14 protein-coding genes are annotated in these 18,545 nt (G+C 63.6%); 7 read left to right on the top strand and 7 right to left on the bottom strand.

The features are described from left to right. Nucleotides 1-59 precede the first annotated feature (59 nt). Genes fabI through IB267_RS22965 form a run of 4 tightly spaced genes read right to left on the bottom strand, consistent with a single transcriptional unit; the run spans nucleotide 60 to nucleotide 5,237 of the window. Nucleotides 60-845, bottom strand: a complete 786-nt coding sequence (fabI, locus tag IB267_RS22980; RefSeq protein ID WP_089043777.1) for an enoyl-ACP reductase FabI — start codon at nucleotides 843-845, stop codon at nucleotides 60-62. A gap of 17 nt (nucleotides 846-862) precedes the next feature. After that, nucleotides 863-2,047, bottom strand: coding sequence for an acetate/propionate family kinase (locus IB267_RS22975; protein ID WP_192449731.1), 1,185 nt, complete (start codon nucleotides 2,045-2,047; stop codon nucleotides 863-865). A gap of 2 nt (nucleotides 2,048-2,049) precedes the next feature. Then, nucleotides 2,050-3,006: a phosphate acetyltransferase gene (locus IB267_RS22970; protein WP_192449730.1), complete on the bottom strand. Its 957-nt coding sequence runs from the start codon at nucleotides 3,004-3,006 to the stop codon at nucleotides 2,050-2,052. Between the two features lie 14 nt (nucleotides 3,007-3,020). Further along, the gene (locus IB267_RS22965) at nucleotides 3,021-5,237 is read right to left on the bottom strand and encodes a DUF3141 domain-containing protein (protein WP_192449729.1); all 2,217 of its coding nucleotides are present in this window, start codon (nucleotides 5,235-5,237) and stop codon (nucleotides 3,021-3,023) included. A gap of 357 nt (nucleotides 5,238-5,594) precedes the next feature. Here IB267_RS22965 and htpG point away from each other — a divergent pair, with 357 nt between their 5' ends. Next, nucleotides 5,595-7,484, top strand: a complete 1,890-nt coding sequence (gene htpG / locus IB267_RS22960; protein ID WP_192449728.1) for a molecular chaperone HtpG — start codon at nucleotides 5,595-5,597, stop codon at nucleotides 7,482-7,484. A 102-nt stretch (nucleotides 7,485-7,586) separates the two neighbouring features. Here htpG and IB267_RS22955 read toward each other — a convergent pair whose 3' ends face one another. Together IB267_RS22955 and IB267_RS22950 are read right to left on the bottom strand one after the other, a co-directional pair. Then, nucleotides 7,587-8,762 carry a CaiB/BaiF CoA-transferase family protein gene (locus IB267_RS22955; RefSeq protein ID WP_192449727.1) on the bottom strand — a complete coding sequence of 392 codons (1,176 nt, stop codon included), beginning with the start codon at nucleotides 8,760-8,762 and terminating at the stop codon, nucleotides 7,587-7,589. Between the two features lie 11 nt (nucleotides 8,763-8,773). After that, on the bottom strand, nucleotides 8,774-9,961 hold the full coding sequence (locus tag IB267_RS22950) for an acyl-CoA dehydrogenase (protein ID WP_034799596.1): 1,188 nt from the start codon (nucleotides 9,959-9,961) through the stop codon (nucleotides 8,774-8,776). A 234-nt stretch (nucleotides 9,962-10,195) separates the two neighbouring features. Here IB267_RS22950 and IB267_RS22945 point away from each other — a divergent pair, with 234 nt between their 5' ends. The 5 genes from IB267_RS22945 to IB267_RS22925 all read left to right on the top strand — a co-directional run bounded on the left by IB267_RS22945 (nucleotide 10,196) and on the right by IB267_RS22925 (nucleotide 15,596). Beyond that, nucleotides 10,196-11,146, top strand: coding sequence for a LysR family transcriptional regulator (locus IB267_RS22945; protein WP_192449726.1), 951 nt, complete (start codon nucleotides 10,196-10,198; stop codon nucleotides 11,144-11,146). Between the two features lie 95 nt (nucleotides 11,147-11,241). Further along, the gene (locus tag IB267_RS22940) at nucleotides 11,242-12,369 is read left to right on the top strand and encodes an FAD-binding oxidoreductase (protein ID WP_192449725.1); all 1,128 of its coding nucleotides are present in this window, start codon (nucleotides 11,242-11,244) and stop codon (nucleotides 12,367-12,369) included. 196 nt (nucleotides 12,370-12,565) lie between these two features. Beyond that, nucleotides 12,566-13,525 carry an ATP-grasp fold amidoligase family protein gene (locus IB267_RS22935; RefSeq protein WP_192449724.1) on the top strand — a complete coding sequence of 320 codons (960 nt, stop codon included), beginning with the start codon at nucleotides 12,566-12,568 and terminating at the stop codon, nucleotides 13,523-13,525. Then, nucleotides 13,525-14,562, top strand: coding sequence for a sugar-transfer associated ATP-grasp domain-containing protein (locus tag IB267_RS22930; RefSeq protein ID WP_192449723.1), 1,038 nt, complete (start codon nucleotides 13,525-13,527; stop codon nucleotides 14,560-14,562). Before IB267_RS22935 ends, IB267_RS22930 begins: the two co-directional genes overlap by 1 nt. Further along, nucleotides 14,562-15,596, top strand: coding sequence for a sugar-transfer associated ATP-grasp domain-containing protein (locus IB267_RS22925; protein WP_192449722.1), 1,035 nt, complete (start codon nucleotides 14,562-14,564; stop codon nucleotides 15,594-15,596). Before IB267_RS22930 ends, IB267_RS22925 begins: the two co-directional genes overlap by 1 nt. Nucleotides 15,597-15,608: 12 nt before the next feature. On the opposite strand, the gene IB267_RS22920 is transcribed toward IB267_RS22925, so the two are convergent. Then, the gene (locus IB267_RS22920) at nucleotides 15,609-17,129 is read right to left on the bottom strand and encodes a lipopolysaccharide biosynthesis protein (protein WP_192449721.1); all 1,521 of its coding nucleotides are present in this window, start codon (nucleotides 17,127-17,129) and stop codon (nucleotides 15,609-15,611) included. 212 nt (nucleotides 17,130-17,341) lie between these two features. Between IB267_RS22920 and IB267_RS22915 the strand changes: the two genes are divergently transcribed. Further along, entirely contained in the window at nucleotides 17,342-18,502 is a 1,161-nt protein-coding gene (locus tag IB267_RS22915) for a glycosyltransferase (protein ID WP_192449720.1), read from the top strand. Nucleotides 18,503-18,545 lie beyond the last annotated feature (43 nt).

The raw sequence follows: 18,545 nt of genomic DNA, 5'->3' as shown, positions 1-18,545 counted from the left end.
GCCGTTGATTTGCCGCATGTCGCAACCGCAAAACCGCTGCGCACTTTTGCGCGACGAGCTTAGTCGATGATGTGGTAGCCACCGTCGACATAGAGCACCTGCCCAGTGATCAGACGGGCGGCGTCATGCGCAAGGAAAGCGGTGGCCGCGCCGACGTCGTCGATGTCGATCAGCTCGCGGCTCGGCGATTTGACCTTGGTCTTTTCGAGCAGCGCGTCGAATTCCGGAATGCCGGAGGCGGCGCGAGTCGCCAGCGCGCCCGGCGAAATCGCATGCACGCGGATCCCCTTTGGGCCGAGTTCGGAGGCAAGATAACGCACGGCGCTTTCCAGCGCCGCCTTGGCGACGCCCATGATGTTGTAGTTTTCCACCACCACCTGCGAGCCATGATAGGTCATGGTGAAGAGCGTGCCGCCGTTCTTCATCAGCGGCTCGGCGAGATGCGCCATGCGGATGAAGGACCAGCAGGAAATATCCATGGTCTTCAAAAAACCCTCGCGTGGGACATCGACCACCCGGCCGCCGAGCGCGTCCTTCGGCGAAAAGGCGATCGAATGGACGACGAAATCGAGTTCGCCCCAGATCTTCTCGATCTCTTCGAACACCGCTTCCATCTGGCCCGGCACCGCAACGTCAAGCGGCAGGAAGATCGGCGCTTCGATTTCGCGAGCCAGGGGCTCGACATGAGGTTTTGCCTTGTCGTTCAGATAGGTCACGGCGACTTCCGCCCCGAAAGCGCGGAAAGCGCGGGCGCAGCCCCAGGCGATCGACCGATCGTTGGCAATGCCGACGATCAAGCCCTTGCGGCCATCGAGAAGTTTGGCCTTTGCGACAGGAATGGACATCAATCGTCTCCGATGGATCAGGCTGCGCGGGATTTAAGCAGAGAAAGCGTGTGGCGAGCGATCATCAGTTCTTCGTCCGTCGGAATGACGTAGAGCGCGACGCGGCTCGAAGGCGTCGAAATCAGCGTGGCGCCCGCCTCGTTGGCGACACGATCGAGTTCGGCGCCGAGCCAGGCAATGTTCTCGGCGATGCGAGCGCGGATCTGGGCGGAGTTTTCCCCGACGCCCGCCGTGAAAACCAAGGCGTCGACGCCACGGAGCGCGGCTGCCAGCATCCCGACATTGAGCCCCGAGCGATAGATGAAGTGGTCGATGGCAAGCTTGGCGTGAGGATCCGCGCTTGAAAGCAGATCGCGCATGTCGTTCGACACGCCCGAGAGACCCTTGAGGCCGGCCTCGTGGTAGAGCAGATCGGAAACGGCCCGGGCACTCATGCCGCGCTGCAGGATGAGATAGAGCACGACGCCCGGATCAAGCTGGCCGGGCCGGGTTCCCATCGGCAGACCGTCGAGGGCGGTAAAGCCCATCGTGCTCTCGACGCTGTGACCATTGCTGAGGGCGCACATCGAGGCACCGCTACCGAGATGCGCGACGATGACGCGACCACCTGCGACCTGAGGCGCTACATCCCGCAGTCGCTCGGAGATGTATTCATAGGAAAGGCCGTGGAAGCCGTAGCGCCGCACGCCTTCATCATAGTAGCTGCGCGGCATCGCGTAGCAGTTCACCTCTTGCGGGTGACCGTGGTGAAAGGCCGTATCGAAACAGGCGACCTGCGGCACATCCGGATTGATCGCCATCGCCTGGCGGATCGGCGCCAGATTGTTGGGCTGGTGCAGCGGCGCCAGATCCTGGTAGCTCGCGAGGCGATCAAGGACGTTCGCGTCGATCAGCACCGGCGCGGCATAATCGGGACCGCCGTGCACCACGCGATGGCCGACCGCCCGCAGGGTGAAGCCTTCCAGCGTCAGCAGCCAATCGCGCGCCGCCGCGATCGCCGCCGGCAGATCGCCAACGACGTTGGCATCATAGCTCTTGTCGGTCAGCGTGCTGCCGTCGGCCGCTTTCGCCTGCAGGCGGGGACGCGTGCCGATGCCACCGATCTGGCCCTTGATCTGGCGTTCGAGCCCTTGATCCGTGATCCCGAACACCTGAAACTTCAGGCTCGACGATCCGGCGTTGACGACGAGAAGCGCATCCATGGTCACACCGCCGCAACTTGCGCGGCCCGGCGCCGCGCCGCGTAGAGCGAGGCGACGGCGCAGGAGGCGAGACGCGTGCGCACGGAGTCCGCCCGCGACGTCAGCACGATGGGCACGCGCGCTCCAAGCACGATGCCGGCAGCGTCGGCGTGCGACAGGAAGGTAAGGTTCTTGGCGAGCATGTTGCCCGCCTCAAGGTCCGGCACCACCAGAATCTGGGCGCGACCGGCCACGGCGGAGGTGATGCCCTTGATCCTTGCTGCCTCCGGGTCGATCGCGTTGTCGAAGGCAAGCGGACCGTCGAGCAGGCCGCCGGTGATCTGGCCGCGCTCGGCCATCTTGCAGAGTGCGGCCGCCTCGATCGTCGAGGGGATCTTCGTCGTCACGGTCTCGACCGCCGAAAGAATGGCGACCCGCGGCTCACCGAGGCCGATCGTCACCCAAAGATCGATGGCGTTCTGCACGATGTCGCGCTTGGCTTCGAGGTCCGGGAAGATGTTGATGGCGGCATCGGTAATGAATAGCGTTTCGCTATGCCCCGGCACGTCCATGATGAAGACGTGGCTGATCCGTCGGTCAGTCCTGAGCCCGGTTGCCGACGCCGCGACCTCCTTCATCAACTCGTCGGTGTGCAGGCTGCCTTTCATCAACAGCTCGCCCCACCCTTCCCGGATCATCGCCACCGCTTTGGCCGCCGCCGCATGGCTGTGCGGCGCATCTACGATCTCACTCTGGCCGAGGTCGAGTCCATATTCTGCGGCAACGCTGCGGATCTTTGCCTCCGGCCCGACCAAAACGGGCGCGATCAAGCCCATTTGCGCAGCCTCGAGCGCACCGCGCAGGGACGTCTCGTCACAGGGATGCACGACAATGGTGACCGCCGGCGTTTCGTCTCGCGCGGTGGCGATCAGGAGATCGTATTTGGACTGCCCAACCGGCAGTTCAGTTACCTCGGACAAGTCGATTCCCCCTATCAGGATGCAGTGCGGTTGCGAATGGTCTTACCCGCTGCGATCGGAACCGGCGGCTCACTGTCCAGGCGAAATAGCGCGGCAACCTGCTGCAACCGCTCGGCAGCCACGCCCATCACGGCCCCGGATGCCTCCAGGATCACACGAAGGGCCGTAAAGGCGGTGCGACGCTCCTCGACCGCTTCCGGCAGTAGCTTCGGAAGAGCGGCGAGTGCCGCCGCCTCGTCGATCAGCAGCATGAAATACTGCTCCCGCATAACGGTCTTGAAGTCGGCCAGGCTCAGTTGCTTTGCTTCCGGATGGGAAAGCCGGAGCCGGCGAATGGCCTCAAAGCCGCGTTCATCAGCGCCGCCGCGCGCCATGCCGACAAAAATCAGAGCTCTGGCAAGGCCTTCACACGTTCCGCCCTCTGCCATCCGGGCCTTGAGTTCGGCGATCCGCGCCTTGACGAGTTCCCGGTGCAGCAGGCTCTTCTCCGCCTTTCGCGGCGGCTGCTTTGTGTTGGTGTCGACACCGAGTGCGGCCTGCAGGCTCGGAGCGCCGTAGAGGGCGTGGAAGCTCTGCTCCGAAAGGTACTCGGCCGTCCGCCGCCAGGTCTCGAGGCCGTCGACGATCTGCTGTGACAGCGCCTCCTGCCAGGCGATAAACGGGTTGCCGGCGGCGGCAGGTTCCCGGTTTTCGCGCACATGGTCCGCCAGCGCCGACGTCCAGGCCATGAACGGATTGTCCGGTCCGAAAAGCGCATATTGCAGGCGCAGCGGATGCATGTTGCGCATCGCCTCTGCCACGGGCGGCGTCGCCGCCGCCTTGACCATCGGCTGCAGGTAGGTGCGGTAGAGCGCCAGATTGATCTCCGAGAGCTTCGCCGCGGCGGCGAAACGCCTGTCGTCCTCGATGTCGTTGCCGCCGAGTGCGCGGATGTCCTCAAGAGTGCGCGACTCGCAGCGCATCAGCCATTCGCCGGAGACGAGCGCCCGGCCCTCGACCGTTTCGCTTACCGGCGTCAGCACCGCCTCGTAAAGCCCCGGCGGCAGAACGTCGATCAGCTCGATGTTGGAGGCGAATTCATCGTGTTCCTTCCTGGCGACGCCCGCCGAGACGAAGATGCCGAGATGGCCCACGGTCTCGTGCACGGTATAGACGATCGTCTGGCCGTAGGCGCGGATCTCGTCGACGCTGTCGTAGAGATCGAGGATCCAGTCAAGCGCCTGTTGCGGCGGGGTGATGTTGTCGCCCGTCGAGCAGAAGACCACGATCGGCGAGCGGATGTTGCGCAGGTCGATCGCGGTGCCGTCGGAGGTTCGTATTTCGCCGGCCGCGAGCTTGTTGCCCACGAAGAGCTCATCGACGATGAACTGCATCTCCTCTGCATTGAGCGTGACATGGCCGCCCCACCAGCGTTCGAAGCCGAGGTAGCGTGCCGCTTCCGTGTCGATCTTCGAAAAGAGATTGTACTGCTTGGTCCAGAGCGTGTTCGCCGGATTCTGGTTCTCGAAGTTCTGCACCAGCCAGGCGCCGTCAAAAATGCCACCACCGAGGTCGCCGGTCAGCGCCGTCAGCCAGCTGCCGCCGAGAAGCCCGCCGGAATAACGCATCGGGTTCTGCCCGCGCACGCCCGCCCAATAGGAAAGCGGCGCGCCGGCAATGATGATCGGGCCGAAGAGTTCGGGCCGCAGCGCCGCAACGATCGTGACCGCCCAGCCCGCCTGGCAATTGCCGATCACGCAGGGCTTGCCATCTGCCTGCGGATGGCGGGCGATGACGGTTTCGAGAAAACCGGCTTCGGCCAGCGCGATGTCCTCGATCGTCTGGCCCGGAACAGGATCCGGCAGGAAGCCGATGAAATAGCAGGGATGGCCCGCTTTCAGCGCCACGCCGATCTCGCTGTCAGCCTTGAAGCCGCCGATGCCGGGGCCGTGCCCCGCCCGGGGATCGACGACAACGAAGGGACGCTTCGTCGGATCGATCGTGATACCCTCGGGCGGAACGATGCTGACCAGAGCATAGTTCACCGGCCGGGCGAGCGTGCGCCCATCGGTAACAAGCTGGGCCTCGAACTCCAGCACATTCGGCGCGGTCTGGGTGCGGTGTTCCTCATATTGCGCCCCACGCTGGCGCATCACATCGAGAAAGAGGACCGAACGCTGCCAGGCATCGAGCGAATAGGAATAGGCATCTGCGAAAGTCGGGATGGTCGGGCTCGTGGAATGCTTGGGCATGATGTCCACTCCTCGGTGCGATTGAAGGTCGGCCCCGTTTCCAGAGCCAATAGAACAACGCAATTCGTCTCGCATTGACCTTAGTCAAAGAGACAGGCGGCAGGCCGCGATATGAACTCGGCATGATAACCCAAGGCCATTGCTCGGGTCGAAGCAGCATAACTGCGGAGTGTTACGGCGATTTGTCGCCCGCGCGAATTCTTCGCCGTGGACCCCGTTGAAGAAGCATCGTTTCGCCAGCGTTCACTGATCTTTCGCACTGCAGCATTATCCAGAAATGGGGAGCGCGCAAGTCAGGCCTTGAAATTCCGAACACCGCTTGCCAATTGGGGCGAAACCCAAAGGAGTTGCCAGGCAATGAGCGAAATCGAAATGTCCGTAGAGAAACATGTCTTCGAAGCCGATGTGGCGCGACTGCTCCATTTGATGGTGCATTCTGTCTATTCCGACAAGAACGTCTTCCTCCGCGAACTGATTTCGAATGCCGCGGATGCCTGCGAGAAGCTGCGCTACGAAGCGATCGTCTCGCCGGAGCTTCTGGCCGGTGACCCGACCCCGCGCATCACGCTGAAGCTGGACGAGGAAAACAACCGGCTCGTCGTCGAGGACAACGGCATCGGCATGAGCCGCGACGAGCTGGTCGAAGCGCTCGGCACGATCGCCCGCTCGGGCACGCGCGCCTTCATGGAGCGTATCGAAGCCGCCCAGGGCAAGGAGGGCGCGCAGCTCATCGGCCAGTTCGGCGTCGGCTTCTATTCCGCCTTCATGGTCGCCGACAAGGTGGACGTGGTATCGCGTCGCGCCGGTTCCGAGCATGCCTTCCTGTGGTCGTCCGACGGCAAGGGCAGCTACACCGTTTCTGCAGCAGAGCTTGCCGACGCCCCGGCGCGCGGCACGCGCATCACGCTGCACCTGATGGAAGACGCGAAGACCTACACATCGCGCTGGACCGTCGAGCGCGTCGTCAAGGACCAGTCCGGCCACGTGCCTGTGCCGATCTCGATTCTCGAAAAGCCCGATGCGGAACCGGTCCAGGTCGGCGACGGCACCGCGCTCTGGACGAAGCAGAAGAGCGAGATCAGCAAGGAAGACTACGCCGATTTCTATCGAGGCGTCGCCGGCCAGTATGACGATCCGGCGCTGACGGTGCATTTCCGCGCCGAAGGCCGGCACGAATATACGGCCCTTGCCTTCCTGCCTGGTTCGAAGCCCTTCGATCTGTTCGACCCGGACCGCAAGGGCCGGATGAAACTCTACGTCAAGCGCGTCTTCATCACCGACGAAGCGGAATTGCTGCCGCGTTACCTGCGCTTCGTGCGCGGTCTCGTCGATACCTCCGACCTGCCCTTGAACGTCTCGCGCGAGATGATCCAAGAAAGCCCGCTGCTCGCCAGCATCCGCAAGGGCGTGACCAACCGTGTGCTGACGGCGATCGAGAAGCTTGCGGAAAACGAGACCGAGACCTTCGACAAACTCTGGGAAAACTTCGGCAGCGTGCTGAAGGAAGGCATCTACGAAGACTACGAGCGCCGCGAACAGCTGGTGGCGCTGTCGCGCTTCCGTACCACCACGTCGGATGAGAGCCAGCGCAGCCTTGCCGATTACGTCAAGGACATGAAGGACGGCCAGTCGGCGATCTATTACCTGACCGGCGACAATCTCGCCCAACTCAAGGCCTCGCCACAGCTCGAAGGTTTTCGCGCCCGCGGCATCGAGGTGCTTCTCCTGACCGATCCGGTCGATAGCTTCTGGGTGACGTCAGCACCGGATTTCGACGGCAAGCCCTGGAAGTCGATTACGCAAGGGGCGGCCGATCTCAGCGCCATCGCCAAGCCCGAAGGCAGCAAGGAAGAGGCGCCGCAGGCGAGCCAGCTGGTCATCGACTTCGTCGCCTTTGCCAAGGAAACCCTCGGCGCGGCCGTCTCGGACGTGCGCACCTCCGACCGCCTGACTGAAAGTGCGGTCTGCCTGGTGGCACCGGAACACGGCCCCGACCGCCAGCTCGAAAAGATGCTGCAGGGCGCCGGTCGTCTCGACGATGCCCCCAAGCCGATCCTCGAAATCAACCCGAGCCACGCGCTGATCACCGCCATGGCCGCAAGCCCCGCCGGCGATACGGCGTTCCGCACGGACGCCGTTCAACTCCTGCTCGACCAGGCGCGCGTGCTCGACGGCGACAAGCCGCAGGACCCGCGCGGCTTCGCCGAACGGCTGTCGCGCGTCTTCGACCGCGCCCTCAAGGCTTAACGGAAAAGCCCTGGAAATCTCTCCGATTTCCAGGGCTTTTCGCTGTTTTCTTCAGGTCGCGCCTCAACGAGACGCTCAGCATCTCACGTAGCGTTAGTCACGCTACGACGCGTCCATCCCGATTTCGGCCAACACTTCGGCCGTATGCTCCCCAAGCCGCGGCACGCCACGCTCAAGCGCAAGCTCGGCGGCCGAAAACCGGATCGGCGTCCGGACCCCGGGCGAGGTACCGGCAGCAGCACCCGAATGCGGCGTATCCACCCGCATCTGCCGATGCTCGATCTGCGGATCGGCAAAGACGTCGGCGACCGTGTTGATTGGCCCGCCGGGCACACCGGCATCTTCCAGCAACTTCAACAGCGTGTCGCGCTCGATCTTCGCCGTTTCGGCTGACAGTTCCGGCGTCAGCGTGTCCCGGTTCTGCACGCGAAGCGCATTGGTCAGATAACGCTCGTCAGTCGCAAGATCCGACCGTCCGAGCAAGGTGCAGAACTTCACGAACTGCCGGTCGTTTCCGACGGCAACGATCAGGTGACCATCGGATGTAGGGAAGACCTGATAGGGCGCGATGTTCGGGTGCGCATTGCCGAGCCGGCGCGGCGCCTTGCCGGAGACCAGAAAATTCAGCGCCTGGTTGGCGAGCACGCCAGTCATGCAGTCGAGCAGAGCCATGTCGATCTGCTGCCCCTCGCCGGTGCGCTCGCGCTGGGCAAGCGCCGCCTGCACGGCGATCACGCCATAGAGCCCGGTGAAGATATCGGCAAAGGCGACGCCGATCTTCTGCGGCTCGCGATCGGGCTCGCCGGTCAGGTCCATGATGCCGCTCATGCCCTGGACGATGTAATCGTAGCCGGCGCGATGGGCATAGGGGCCATCCTGGCCAAAGCCGGTGACCGAGCAATAGATCAGCCCCGGATTGATCTTCTTCAGGCTCTCGTAGTCGAGCCCATATTTGGTAAGCCCGCCGACCTTGAAGTTTTCGAGCAGCACGTCCGACTGGGCGGCAAGGCGGCGCACGGCCTCCCTCCCTTCCTCGGTCGTGAAGTCGAGCACGACGGAGCGCTTGCCGCGGTTGCAGGCGTGGAAATAGGCGGCGTCCAGCGTCTCGCCGTCCTCGCCCGCAACGAAGGGCGGGCCCCAGGTGCGGGTGTCATCGCCATCAGGGCTTTCCACCTTGATGACGTCGGCACCGAGATCGGCCAGCGTCTGGCCGATCCATGGGCCTGCAAGAATGCGGGCCAGTTCGAGCACACGAATGCCCTTCAGCGGCGCTTCCATGACGGCGCCGCTCAGAAGAAGGCCTGGAGGCCGGTCTGGGCGCGGCCGAGGATCAGCGCATGAACGTCATGCGTGCCCTCGTAGGTGTTGACGGTCTCGAGGTTCACCATGTGGCGCATGACCTGATATTCCTCGGAGATGCCGTTGCCTCCGTGCATGTCGCGGGCCATGCGGGCAATGTCGAGCGCTTTGCCGCAATTGTTGCGCTTGACGATCGAGATCATTTCCGGAGCCATGCGGCCTTCGTCCATCAGGCGGCCGACGCGCAGCGACCCCTGCAGGCCGAGCGTGATCTCCGTCTGCATGTCGGCGAGCTTCTTCTGGAAGAGCTGCGTCTGGGCGAGCGGGCGGTTGAACTGCTTGCGGTCGAGACCATACTGGCGCGCCGCATGCCAGCAAAATTCGGCAGCACCCAGCGCACCCCAGGAAATGCCGTAGCGGGCGCGGTTGAGGCAACCGAACGGACCCTTGAGGCCCTCGACATTCGGCAGCAGTGCCTCCTCGCCGACCTCGACATTGTCCATGACGATCTCGCCGGTGATCGACGCACGCAACGACAGCTTGCCGGCGATCTTCGGGGCGGAAAGGCCCTTCATGCCCTTTTCGAGCACGAAGCCGCGGATGGCGCCGCCATGCGCTTCCGACTTCGCCCACACCACGAAGACATCGGCGATCGGTGCATTGGAGATCCACATCTTCGAACCGACGAGGCGGTAGCCGCTCTCGGTCTTGATTGCGCGGGTCTTCATGCCGGCCGGGTCAGAACCAGCGTCCGGCTCGGTCAGACCGAAGCAACCGATCCACTCGCCGCTGATCAGCTTCGGCAGGTATTTCTGCTTCTGCTCCTCGGAGCCATAGGCATAGATCGGATAGATCACCAGCGACGACTGCACGCTCATCATCGAACGGTAGCCCGAATCGACGCGTTCGACTTCGCGGGCAACCAGACCGTAGGCAACGTAGGAAGCGCCGACGCCGCCATAGGTTTCCGAAACGGTGACGCCGAGCAGGCCAAGCTCGCCCATTTCGCGGAAGATCTCCGGATCGGTCGATTCTTCGCGGTAGGCGTCGATGACGCGCGGCTGCAGACGGTCCTGCGCATAGGCCCGCGCGGTGTCGCGGATCATGCGCTCGTCCTCGGTCAACTGATCGTCGAGGAGGAACGGATCATCCCATTGAAATTGCGTCTTGCCGGCCATGTTTCTCTCCCATCGGATTATTCAGCTCACGTTATCGCAAGGGGTGCATGGCGTTTCAAACGAAATTGAGGCACCGCCTCATGCGTCCGGGGAATGGCCCCTCGTCCGGCTTTGCGCGGCCTTGTTGCAAAATCGCTGGAATATGACGAGAAGAAGAGATGTCTTTCGCTCTGCCTGCCCTCCTTGCAGACCGAATGCCAGTGCAACGCCAGAGATCAGAAGCAAGCCACGACCATGGCCAATGACCGCCTCGAACGCTTCGCCCACAATCTCGACTGGAACCTGCTGCGCACCTTCGTCGTGCTCGTCGAGGAAGGCAGCATCACGGCAGCGGCCAACCGGCTGCTCCTGCAACAGCCGGCCGTCAGCATGGCGCTGAAGCGGCTGGAACAGACCGTCGGCCAGAAGCTCATCGACCGCCGTCCCGGACGTTTCAACCTGACGGATGCCGGTGCCCGGCTGCATGCCCAGTGCCGCGATATCTTCGCAGCGGTCATCCGTCTGCCGAACGTTCTTGAAACCGCCGGCGAGGAGATTACCGGCCATCTCAACATCCACTCGGTCAGCCACGCCCACAATCCCGCCTGGGACCGCAAGCTCGAAAGCTTCTTTCGCCTGCACCCCAAGGTGACCCTGTCGGTCACGGTCGCAACGACCGTGGATGTGTTGAGTGCCGTCGAACGCAATGTCGCGACGATGGGCCTTTGCGACGGCAACATTCCCGACTGGCTGAACAGGCGCTTTCATGTGCGCGAGCGCTATGCGCTCTATTGCGGCAGAAGCCATCCGCTATTCGGGGTCGAAGGCGTCGACTTCAACGATCTCAGGGGCAATCCCTACATCGCCTTCATCGCCGACGTTCTCGGCGGCCAGCACATGAACTCGGTAACGGCCGTGCGCGCGGTCGGGTCTTTCGGCCAGCAGGTCCGCGCCGTCTCCTGCAATGTCGAAGAGGTGATGCGACTGATCGCCTCCAATGTCGGCATCGGCATGCTGCCGGATCACTTGGCATCACCTGCCGTCGCGGCGGGCCAGCTCTGGCAGCTGCCACCCTATAGCGATCTGCCGACCACCGACGTCTTTCGCATTTCCAATCCGAACGCGATCCTCAATCCGGCAGAAGCCGCATTTCTTGCCCATGTGGCCGACACGGAGCCGCTGGATCACTGCCTCGACGCCGCCTGACCATCATCAGAATTGATAGTCACCTTTCCGGTTATAAATTTGAACGCGGATGTCGCCTTGCCTATGGTCCGACCGACAACCAACGGAGGCGGGACATGCAGGACTACGATGTGGCGATTATTGGCGGTGGAATTGCCGGCCTGTCGCTGGCCTATTTCCTGGCGCCGCATCGCTCCGTCGTGGTGATCGAGCGGGAGGAAGGGCTCGGCTATCACAGCACCGGTCGCTCGGCGGCGGAGTTCGTGCTTCGCTATAATGCGCCGGAAGTCTGTGCGCTCGCGGCGATTTCCAAGGGCTTCTTCGACAACCCGCCCGAAGGCTTCTCCGAAATCGCATTGCTCAAGCAGCGCGGCGGCGTGATGATCGCCAATGCCGAAAAGCTTGCGCGGTTCGAAGAGGTGTTTGCCGCGGAGAGCCGTGCAAACGCCGAAATTGAACGGCTGAGCGTCGATGAGGCGATCGCACGCGTGCCGATCCTGCGCGGCGACTATGTGGCTGCGGCCTTTTACGATCCGCAGTTCTGGGACATCGAAGTCGAGAACCTGTTGCAGGGTTACGTCCGGGGCGCGCGCCGCCATGGTGCCGCGATCATCGAGCGCTCGGACGTGCTGGCACCGCGCCGAGACGGCGACCGCTGGGTTCTGGCTACGAGTACCGGCGAGGTTGGCGCCAAGACGATCGTCAATGCCGCCGGCGGCTGGGCCGATCCCGTCGCGCAATCGTTCGGCGTCGCCCCCGTCGGCATCGTGCCGCATCGCCGCACGGCGATCACCGTCGACCTGCCCGAAAGCGTCGACGCGCTGACGCTGCCCGAAATCAACGAGATCGACGAAGACTTCTACATGAAGCCTGAAGGCGGGCGACTGCTTTCCTCGCCCGCCGACGCAACGCCGTGCGAGCCGGCCGACGTCCAGCCGGAGGAGATCGACGTCGCCTGGGCCGCGCACTACGTCGAGGAGGCGACAACCGTGCCGGTGCGCCGTATCTTCAAGAGCTGGGCCGGCATGCGCAGCTTCTCGCCGGACAAGCTTCCGGTGATCGGCTTTGCCCGCGAGCGCCCGGACTTCTTCTGGCTCGCCGGCCAGGGCGGCTATGGCATCCTCACCTCACCGGCGCTCGGCGCATTCGCCGCAAGCCTTCTCGTCGGTGCACCCGCGCCCGAGGGCTTCGAAGCGGCCGGGCTCGACGCCTCGACGTTCAGCCCGGCCCGGCTGGAACGCTAACTCGAGCAGGGTTGCGGACCCAACCGCAGATCTCCCGTCGGGGGCTGGTTGCGCCCGGGCACCCCAAAGCAAACGACGCGCCGAGCCGACTGCCGGCGCCCCGGCCACCGTATCGCCATATCGTTCTGGAAACCTCCGCCTCGTCGCGCGCCCAAGCGGATCGCCGGCACCGAGGTTTCTTAGTGACGGATAAACGATGTCCACCATGAAGGAATATTCCCGCCGGCTGCTGGCGCGGCAGGCCCCCGATCTCCTGACGCAACTCTACCGCTGGTGCCGCTCCCGCCGTTTCCGCGACGAGCGCCGAACCAGCACGCGCGCCTTCATTGAGGCGCAGTATCGCGGCAAAACCGGACGGGTGCTCGAAGTCGACAGGCCGCGGGGACTGAGCGAAAAGCTCAATGCGCTGAAGCTTCTGCCTGCGACGGACTTGCAGACGATCTGCGCCGACAAAATCCGGGTGCGCGACTACGTTGCCGAGCGCGTCGGCGCGGATCTGCTCATCCCCGCCATCCTCGCAACCTATCGGCTGAGGGACCTAACACCCCGTAACATCCGGCAGGATGCTTTTGTCCTCAAGACGAACCACGACTTCGGCGGCGTGGTAATCTGCCGGGACAGGAACGCCTTCGACTGGGGTGCCGCCCGAGCGAAGCTCGCCGACCATCTGGCGTTCAACCATTGGTATCGGCACCGGGAGCCGGTGTATCGGGACATCCGGCCGGGCGTCCTCGTCGAAGAGTTTCTCCACGCAGATAGTCCCGATGGCTTGCGCGAGTTCAAGATCTTCTGTTTCCACGGTCGGCCAAATTTCATCATGGTCATCCGCGAGAAGGACGGCGTGCGCACCAAGACGGTCTTCGACACATATTGGCAGCCGTTGCCGGTGCGTCGGCGCGGCGCGCCGAGCGAACGGGAAGCGATCGCCGCACCCCAGTCCCTTCGCACCCTGCTCGATGTCGCGACGGAACTCGCTGCACCCTTCGCTTTCAGCCGCGTCGATCTCTACGAGAATTTCGGTCGGGTTCTGTTCGGAGAAATCACCTTCTTCCCGGAGGGCGGCATGGATGTTTTCGAACCTTATGAGTGGGAACTGCGTTTCGGGGATCTGCTGCGATTGCCGACAGCGGAACCAGGAGCGGAGGCCCACACCTGATGCTGCAAACTTTGGTTCGACAGACGATCGACACACGCCGTCTTCGCTTTCTGAAAAGCCACGCGCGGCGCTACTGGTCAGACAGCGCTTCCACCGAGGTGCGGCAGTTGGCGCCGCTGCAGCGCATCCAGGACATTCTGGCTGGCTTCGACCCCAAGGAGGCCGACTGGTATCGCCAGATCCGCGGTGATGTCAGGGGCGTCGTCACCAATTGCGAAAGAGAGCAGCACCTGCATGGCCTAAACGGCCACTATGCCTATGTGCTGGACAACAAGGCCGTGTTCACCGAGCTTCTCGTCTCGGCTCAACTGCCCACGCCGCAGATCTTCGCCTGCTACTTCGCAGATCGGTGGCATTGGCGCGATGAAAGACGAAGCGCTTACCACGACGAACTCGCCGCTCGCGGCCGTTTCGTCATCAAGCCGACACTCGGATCGAAGGGGCGTTCGGTGCAGATCGGCACGACCCCGGACGCCGTCGACAGCTATCGCGGCGAAGACGCCATTCTCACCGGCTTCGTGCAGCAGGCCGACTATGCCCAGGTAATTTTTCCGGACGCCTTGAACACGATACGCCTGCTCATGCTGCGCGACGACGATGGCACTCCGGTCCCGGCCGCCGCCATCCATCGCTTCGGCAGCGCGCGTTCGGTGCCGGTCGACAACTTCAGCGCCGGCGGCCTCGTCTCCAAGGTGGACCTGAAAACGGGGCGGCTTTCGCGGGCCGTTTCGATCGGCAAGGACAATCACGTCTGTCATCATGACTTGCATCCGGATACGCGGGTAGCGATGACCGATGTCGAGATCGCCCATTGGCCGGTGGTCCTGCGGCTGGTCGAGGATCTCGGCCGCGCCTTTCCCTATCTGCATTATGTCGGCTGGGACATTGCGGTGACGCCCGATGGACCGACTGTCATCGAGGGCAATGCGCATCCGAGCCTGCGCTTCTTTCAGCTTTATGATCGCCTGCTCGACGATCCACGACTACGCCGCATCTTTGCCCGCTATATCCCCCGAGCCAACGGTGAGCCACTCTGATGGCCGTGCTCCCGATCGTCGGCACCATCCGGCACCGCGTCTCCTTGCTGCGGCAGTTCTGGGCGCTGGAACGACGTGGAAATGCCGGTCGTCCAAAGTTGCAGCTCCTGACCCGCGGGTTCCTGTCCAACCGCGCCTGGCTCTACCCTTTCGACCAGTTCCACCAGCACCTGTTTCTGACCGACCTAGAGGCGGAAGCGCGGTTGCCGCGGTTGAACAGCCCGGAGGCGATGGCGCTTCTCGGCGACAAGCTGCGGTTCCACCAATGGGCGGGCACGGGCACCTTTCCCGCATCCTGTCCGGAGTTGATCGGGATCGTCGAGGATGGTGTCGCGAGACGGCTCGACGGCGGCCCGCTGCCGCGCGCCGAAGCCGACGGCCGCGCGATGATCGCAAAGCCGGTCGACGGCAGCGGTGGGCGAGGCGTCAAGCGCATAGCGTCGATCGATGACGTCGACCGACTTGGCCGCTATCTGATCGAAGCCGCCGTCGTGCAGCATCCCTACGCTTCCGCCATCTACCCGCACGCGGTCAACACGATCCGCGTCCTTGTCGGCCATGACGAGGCGACCGGGAAGACGGTGCTGCTCGGTGCCGCACACCGCTTCGGAACGCAACGCTCGCGCCCGACGGACAACTTCAAGGCCGGCGGCATCGTTGCGCTGGTCGATCTCAAGAGTGGTCAGCTGACCGCTGCGATCGCCGATGATGGCGGTCCTGAAAGGACGATCTTCGATCGTCACCCCGAGACGGGCACTGCCATCGTTGGAACCATCATCCCACGTTGGAACGACATCAAGACGCTGGCGTTGCAATGCACGCGCGCTATCCCCGGTCTCAGCTATGTCGGCTGGGATATCGTGTCGACCGAAGCCGGCCCGGTCGTGATCGAGGGCAATGCCGCGCTGGCCAATCCCAACCTCATCCAATTCCATGAGCCGATGCTGCTTCGCAAAGAGGCGCGGGACTTCTTCGCTGCCAAGGGCACGATCAGCCCCCGCCGGGTAAAGCGCCTGCGCGCCTTCGCTGCCTGACGAGCGGTCCGATCAGCCGTTGCGCGATGCCTGCGGGTCGGCAATCGTTCCGAGGATCAGCGGGATGCGCGATTTCGCCGAAGCCCAATCCCCACGCACGACATCGGACATGGCCTTGAGCAACAGGATCGTCTGCCGCGGATTGAAGGCGGCCCAGGCCAGCCCGTACACGATCACGCCGATCGCAACCAGTGAGCAGAGCAACGGCACCGGCTGCAAGCCATGAATGGTCTCGCTGGCAAACCAGACGGAACCGGCCATGATCAAGGACGGAAGCGCTGCAATGAAAAGCATGCGCAACTGGCCGAGGGGATGCAGACCGGAGACGCGATAGACCTGCATCGCGCCGACCGGCCAGAGCGCCCATTGCCGGAGCGACAGCGCGGCGGCAACGCCGACGAGGCCATATTGGACGCCGACTGCGAGGAAGGCCGCGCCCAGAACAATCGACAGAACGGAAATGAAGGATACGGCCCCCATGCGGCCGAACGCGACCAGCACCGCCGTGTTGAAGCTCGAGACCGGCGCGCGCAGGGTTCCAAGCGCAAGGATTTGAAGCACGGGGATCGCGCCGGCCCATCCGTCGCCGAACGCCAACGGCACGAGGACCGGGGCGACCATTGCGACACCAAGGACGACCGGCCAGAACACCCAGGTCGTCAACCGCACGGATGTCTCGATCAGCCGGGCAAGGCGCTCCCGGTCGTGCTGCAGCTGCGCGGCGGCGGGAAAGGCGACTGCCGCAACGGGACCGCTCAGAATGTTGTGCAACTGGTCGAGCAGCCGGCGGGCGACAGCAAACAGGCCGAGCGCTTCGGTGCCTAGCGATTGGCCGATGAAGAGCCGCGGCAGCGCGTTCTGCGAGATGTAGGTCAGTCCGTTGTTTTCGACCCGGCGCGATGCAAAGCGCAGGACTTCGACGAGTTCCTGCCGCTGAAAGCCGAGGCCGGGTCGCCAGCGCGCTGCCGGAAAGAGCATCGCGAGGTTCATCGCGCGCCGCGCGATCTCCATGATAACAAGGCTCCAGATGCCGGCGCCCGAGAAGGCCAGGAGCACGCCAACAAGAACGGCCAGGGTTCCGCTGACCGCCCCGATGCGAGCGAGATCATTGAATTGCAGCCGCCGCACGAGGATCTGGTTGGGAACGCTCGCAAGCCCGGTGAGAACGGGCAGAACCGTCATCGCAAGAAGCGGCGCCTGCAGCTGCGGCGCCTCGAAGAAGTCCGCCGCAGCGGTCCCACCCGCCCAGATCACGGCAGCCGAGAAAACCGAAATCACGCTCAGCGCGACGAAGGCGGCATTGCGATGGCCGGCTGTGACATCCGGTTTCTGCACCACGATGTCGGCGGCATGACCGCCGACGAAGATCTCCGCGAAGCCGACGATCAACAAACCGAGCGCGAACACACCATAAGTCTCAGCGCCAAGAATTCGTGCCAGGATGATGGTGCTTATGGTTGCAAGCAACGCCTGCGCCAGTTGGCCCAATGACGCCCAGATGGCTTGCCCGGTCAGTTTTACTGCACGGCTCAATAGATCTGCCTTCCGTCGTTCGGCTCGCAAACTAGCCGAAGCAAGCCTGCTTTCCATCTCACGATAGATTTTGCCTTGTTGTCGAAATTGAGGGCAGGCCGCCTTTTTGTGGACGTTTCAAGCGTCATGGTTGTGCACGTTTTCCGGGTGACACCCGGTTCATCGAGCGAATGCGCTGCAGGGGAGGCAGCGATCGAGGAGGAGCATAAAGCATGAAATTGTCGAAAGAATCTCGCAACTGCGCCCGCGTGTCGATCATCGTTCCGACCTACAATCGCGCGCAGTTTCTGCCGGCTGCAATCGACGCGCTGCTGCCGCAGATCGCGGGGGATGACGAGATCGTCGTCGTCGTCGACGGTTCGACCGATGAGACCATGGATGTGCTGTCCCGATACGGTGACAGGATCAGCGTCCTCAACCAGGAAAATGCCGGCAAGGCACGCGCCCTCAATGTCGGCTTGCAACAGAGCACTGGCCAATATGTCTGGATCGTCGACGATGACGACATCGTCTGTCCGACGGCCCTCTCCGATCTCCTGCGGGTCTTCGAGGCGGATCCATCAACCGACATCGCCTATGGGCGCTATGTCCGCTTTCAGCACGAGCTGGACACCCCTGCCCGTTTCCTCGACACCGGCTACTGGACCGACTGCTCGCCGGACGACTTCCTGATCGCCACACTGGAAGACTTTTTCGTCCATCAGCCGGGCATGCTCGTGCGCCGCCGGCTTTACGAAGCGGCGGGCCCCTTCGACGAAGCGCTGCCGCGATCCGTCGACTATGACATGCTGATCCGGCTGTCGCTTCTCGGCAGGGCGACGTCGACCCGCAACATCATCTTTCACCAGCGCTTGCACGACGGCGACAGAGGACCGGCGGCAAGCCGCTTCCAGGCACATCGCCGAAATCAAAACTGGATCAGTAACGACGCCCTCATATTCGACCGCCTGCACCAGACACTGCCGCTGGCGGAGTACCTACCCACACGGCGGATCGAGAGCGCCGAAGAGCGACGCCGAGCCCTTCTCCAGCGCGGCGCCATCATGGCCCGCAAGAAGCGCTGGGACGTGGCGATCACCGACTTCGGACACGCGATGGAGGAAAGCCGCAGCGCTTTGACCGGCCATGAGAAGCGCATCCTGCGGCGCGCAACGGGATCGAAATACGATTGTGACGAGGTCTTCGGCAATGCCGCGATCGATGAGGGCCTGCGCGCACTCAGCCGCCGATATCCGTCGGGGCGCGAAGTTGCCCGCTCGCTCGCGCGCGGCCTCGTCTGGAGGGCCCGCGATGCGGCGACCCGCGGCGAGCTCACACGCAGTTCGCGGATCGCCCGGCAGGCCTGTCGATGGGCGGCGACGGCCTGGGGCTGATCCGACGAACACGCGCCCCTCTCCGGCGGCACGCCCGGTGATG

It is taken from the genome of Ensifer sp. ENS09 (assembly GCF_014852425.1).
Classification (GTDB): Bacteria; Pseudomonadota; Alphaproteobacteria; order Rhizobiales; family Rhizobiaceae; genus Ensifer.
Note: the sequence above shows the minus strand (reverse complement) of the source record. Positions and strands in the feature narration are given on the sequence as shown.

What these genes read in the sequence shown, in the direction of transcription:
- IB267_RS22950 (WP_034799596.1), bottom strand. Translation starts at nt 9,961, where the DNA reads ATGGCCGGCAAGACGCAATTTCAATGGGATGATCCGTTCCTCCTCGAC.
- IB267_RS22955 (WP_192449727.1), bottom strand. Translation starts at nt 8,762, where the DNA reads ATGGAAGCGCCGCTGAAGGGCATTCGTGTGCTCGAACTGGCCCGCATT.
- IB267_RS22940 (WP_192449725.1), top strand. Translation starts at nt 11,242, where the DNA reads ATGCAGGACTACGATGTGGCGATTATTGGCGGTGGAATTGCCGGCCTG.
- IB267_RS22935 (WP_192449724.1), top strand. Translation starts at nt 12,566, where the DNA reads ATGTCCACCATGAAGGAATATTCCCGCCGGCTGCTGGCGCGGCAGGCC.
- htpG (WP_192449728.1), top strand. Translation starts at nt 5,595, where the DNA reads ATGAGCGAAATCGAAATGTCCGTAGAGAAACATGTCTTCGAAGCCGAT.
- IB267_RS22930 (WP_192449723.1), top strand. Translation starts at nt 13,525, where the DNA reads ATGCTGCAAACTTTGGTTCGACAGACGATCGACACACGCCGTCTTCGC.
- IB267_RS22945 (WP_192449726.1), top strand. Translation starts at nt 10,196, where the DNA reads ATGGCCAATGACCGCCTCGAACGCTTCGCCCACAATCTCGACTGGAAC.
- fabI (WP_089043777.1), bottom strand. Translation starts at nt 845, where the DNA reads ATGTCCATTCCTGTCGCAAAGGCCAAACTTCTCGATGGCCGCAAGGGC.
- IB267_RS22925 (WP_192449722.1), top strand. Translation starts at nt 14,562, where the DNA reads ATGGCCGTGCTCCCGATCGTCGGCACCATCCGGCACCGCGTCTCCTTG.
- IB267_RS22975 (WP_192449731.1), bottom strand. Translation starts at nt 2,047, where the DNA reads ATGGATGCGCTTCTCGTCGTCAACGCCGGATCGTCGAGCCTGAAGTTT.
- IB267_RS22915 (WP_192449720.1), top strand. Translation starts at nt 17,342, where the DNA reads ATGAAATTGTCGAAAGAATCTCGCAACTGCGCCCGCGTGTCGATCATC.
- IB267_RS22965 (WP_192449729.1), bottom strand. Translation starts at nt 5,237, where the DNA reads ATGCCCAAGCATTCCACGAGCCCGACCATCCCGACTTTCGCAGATGCC.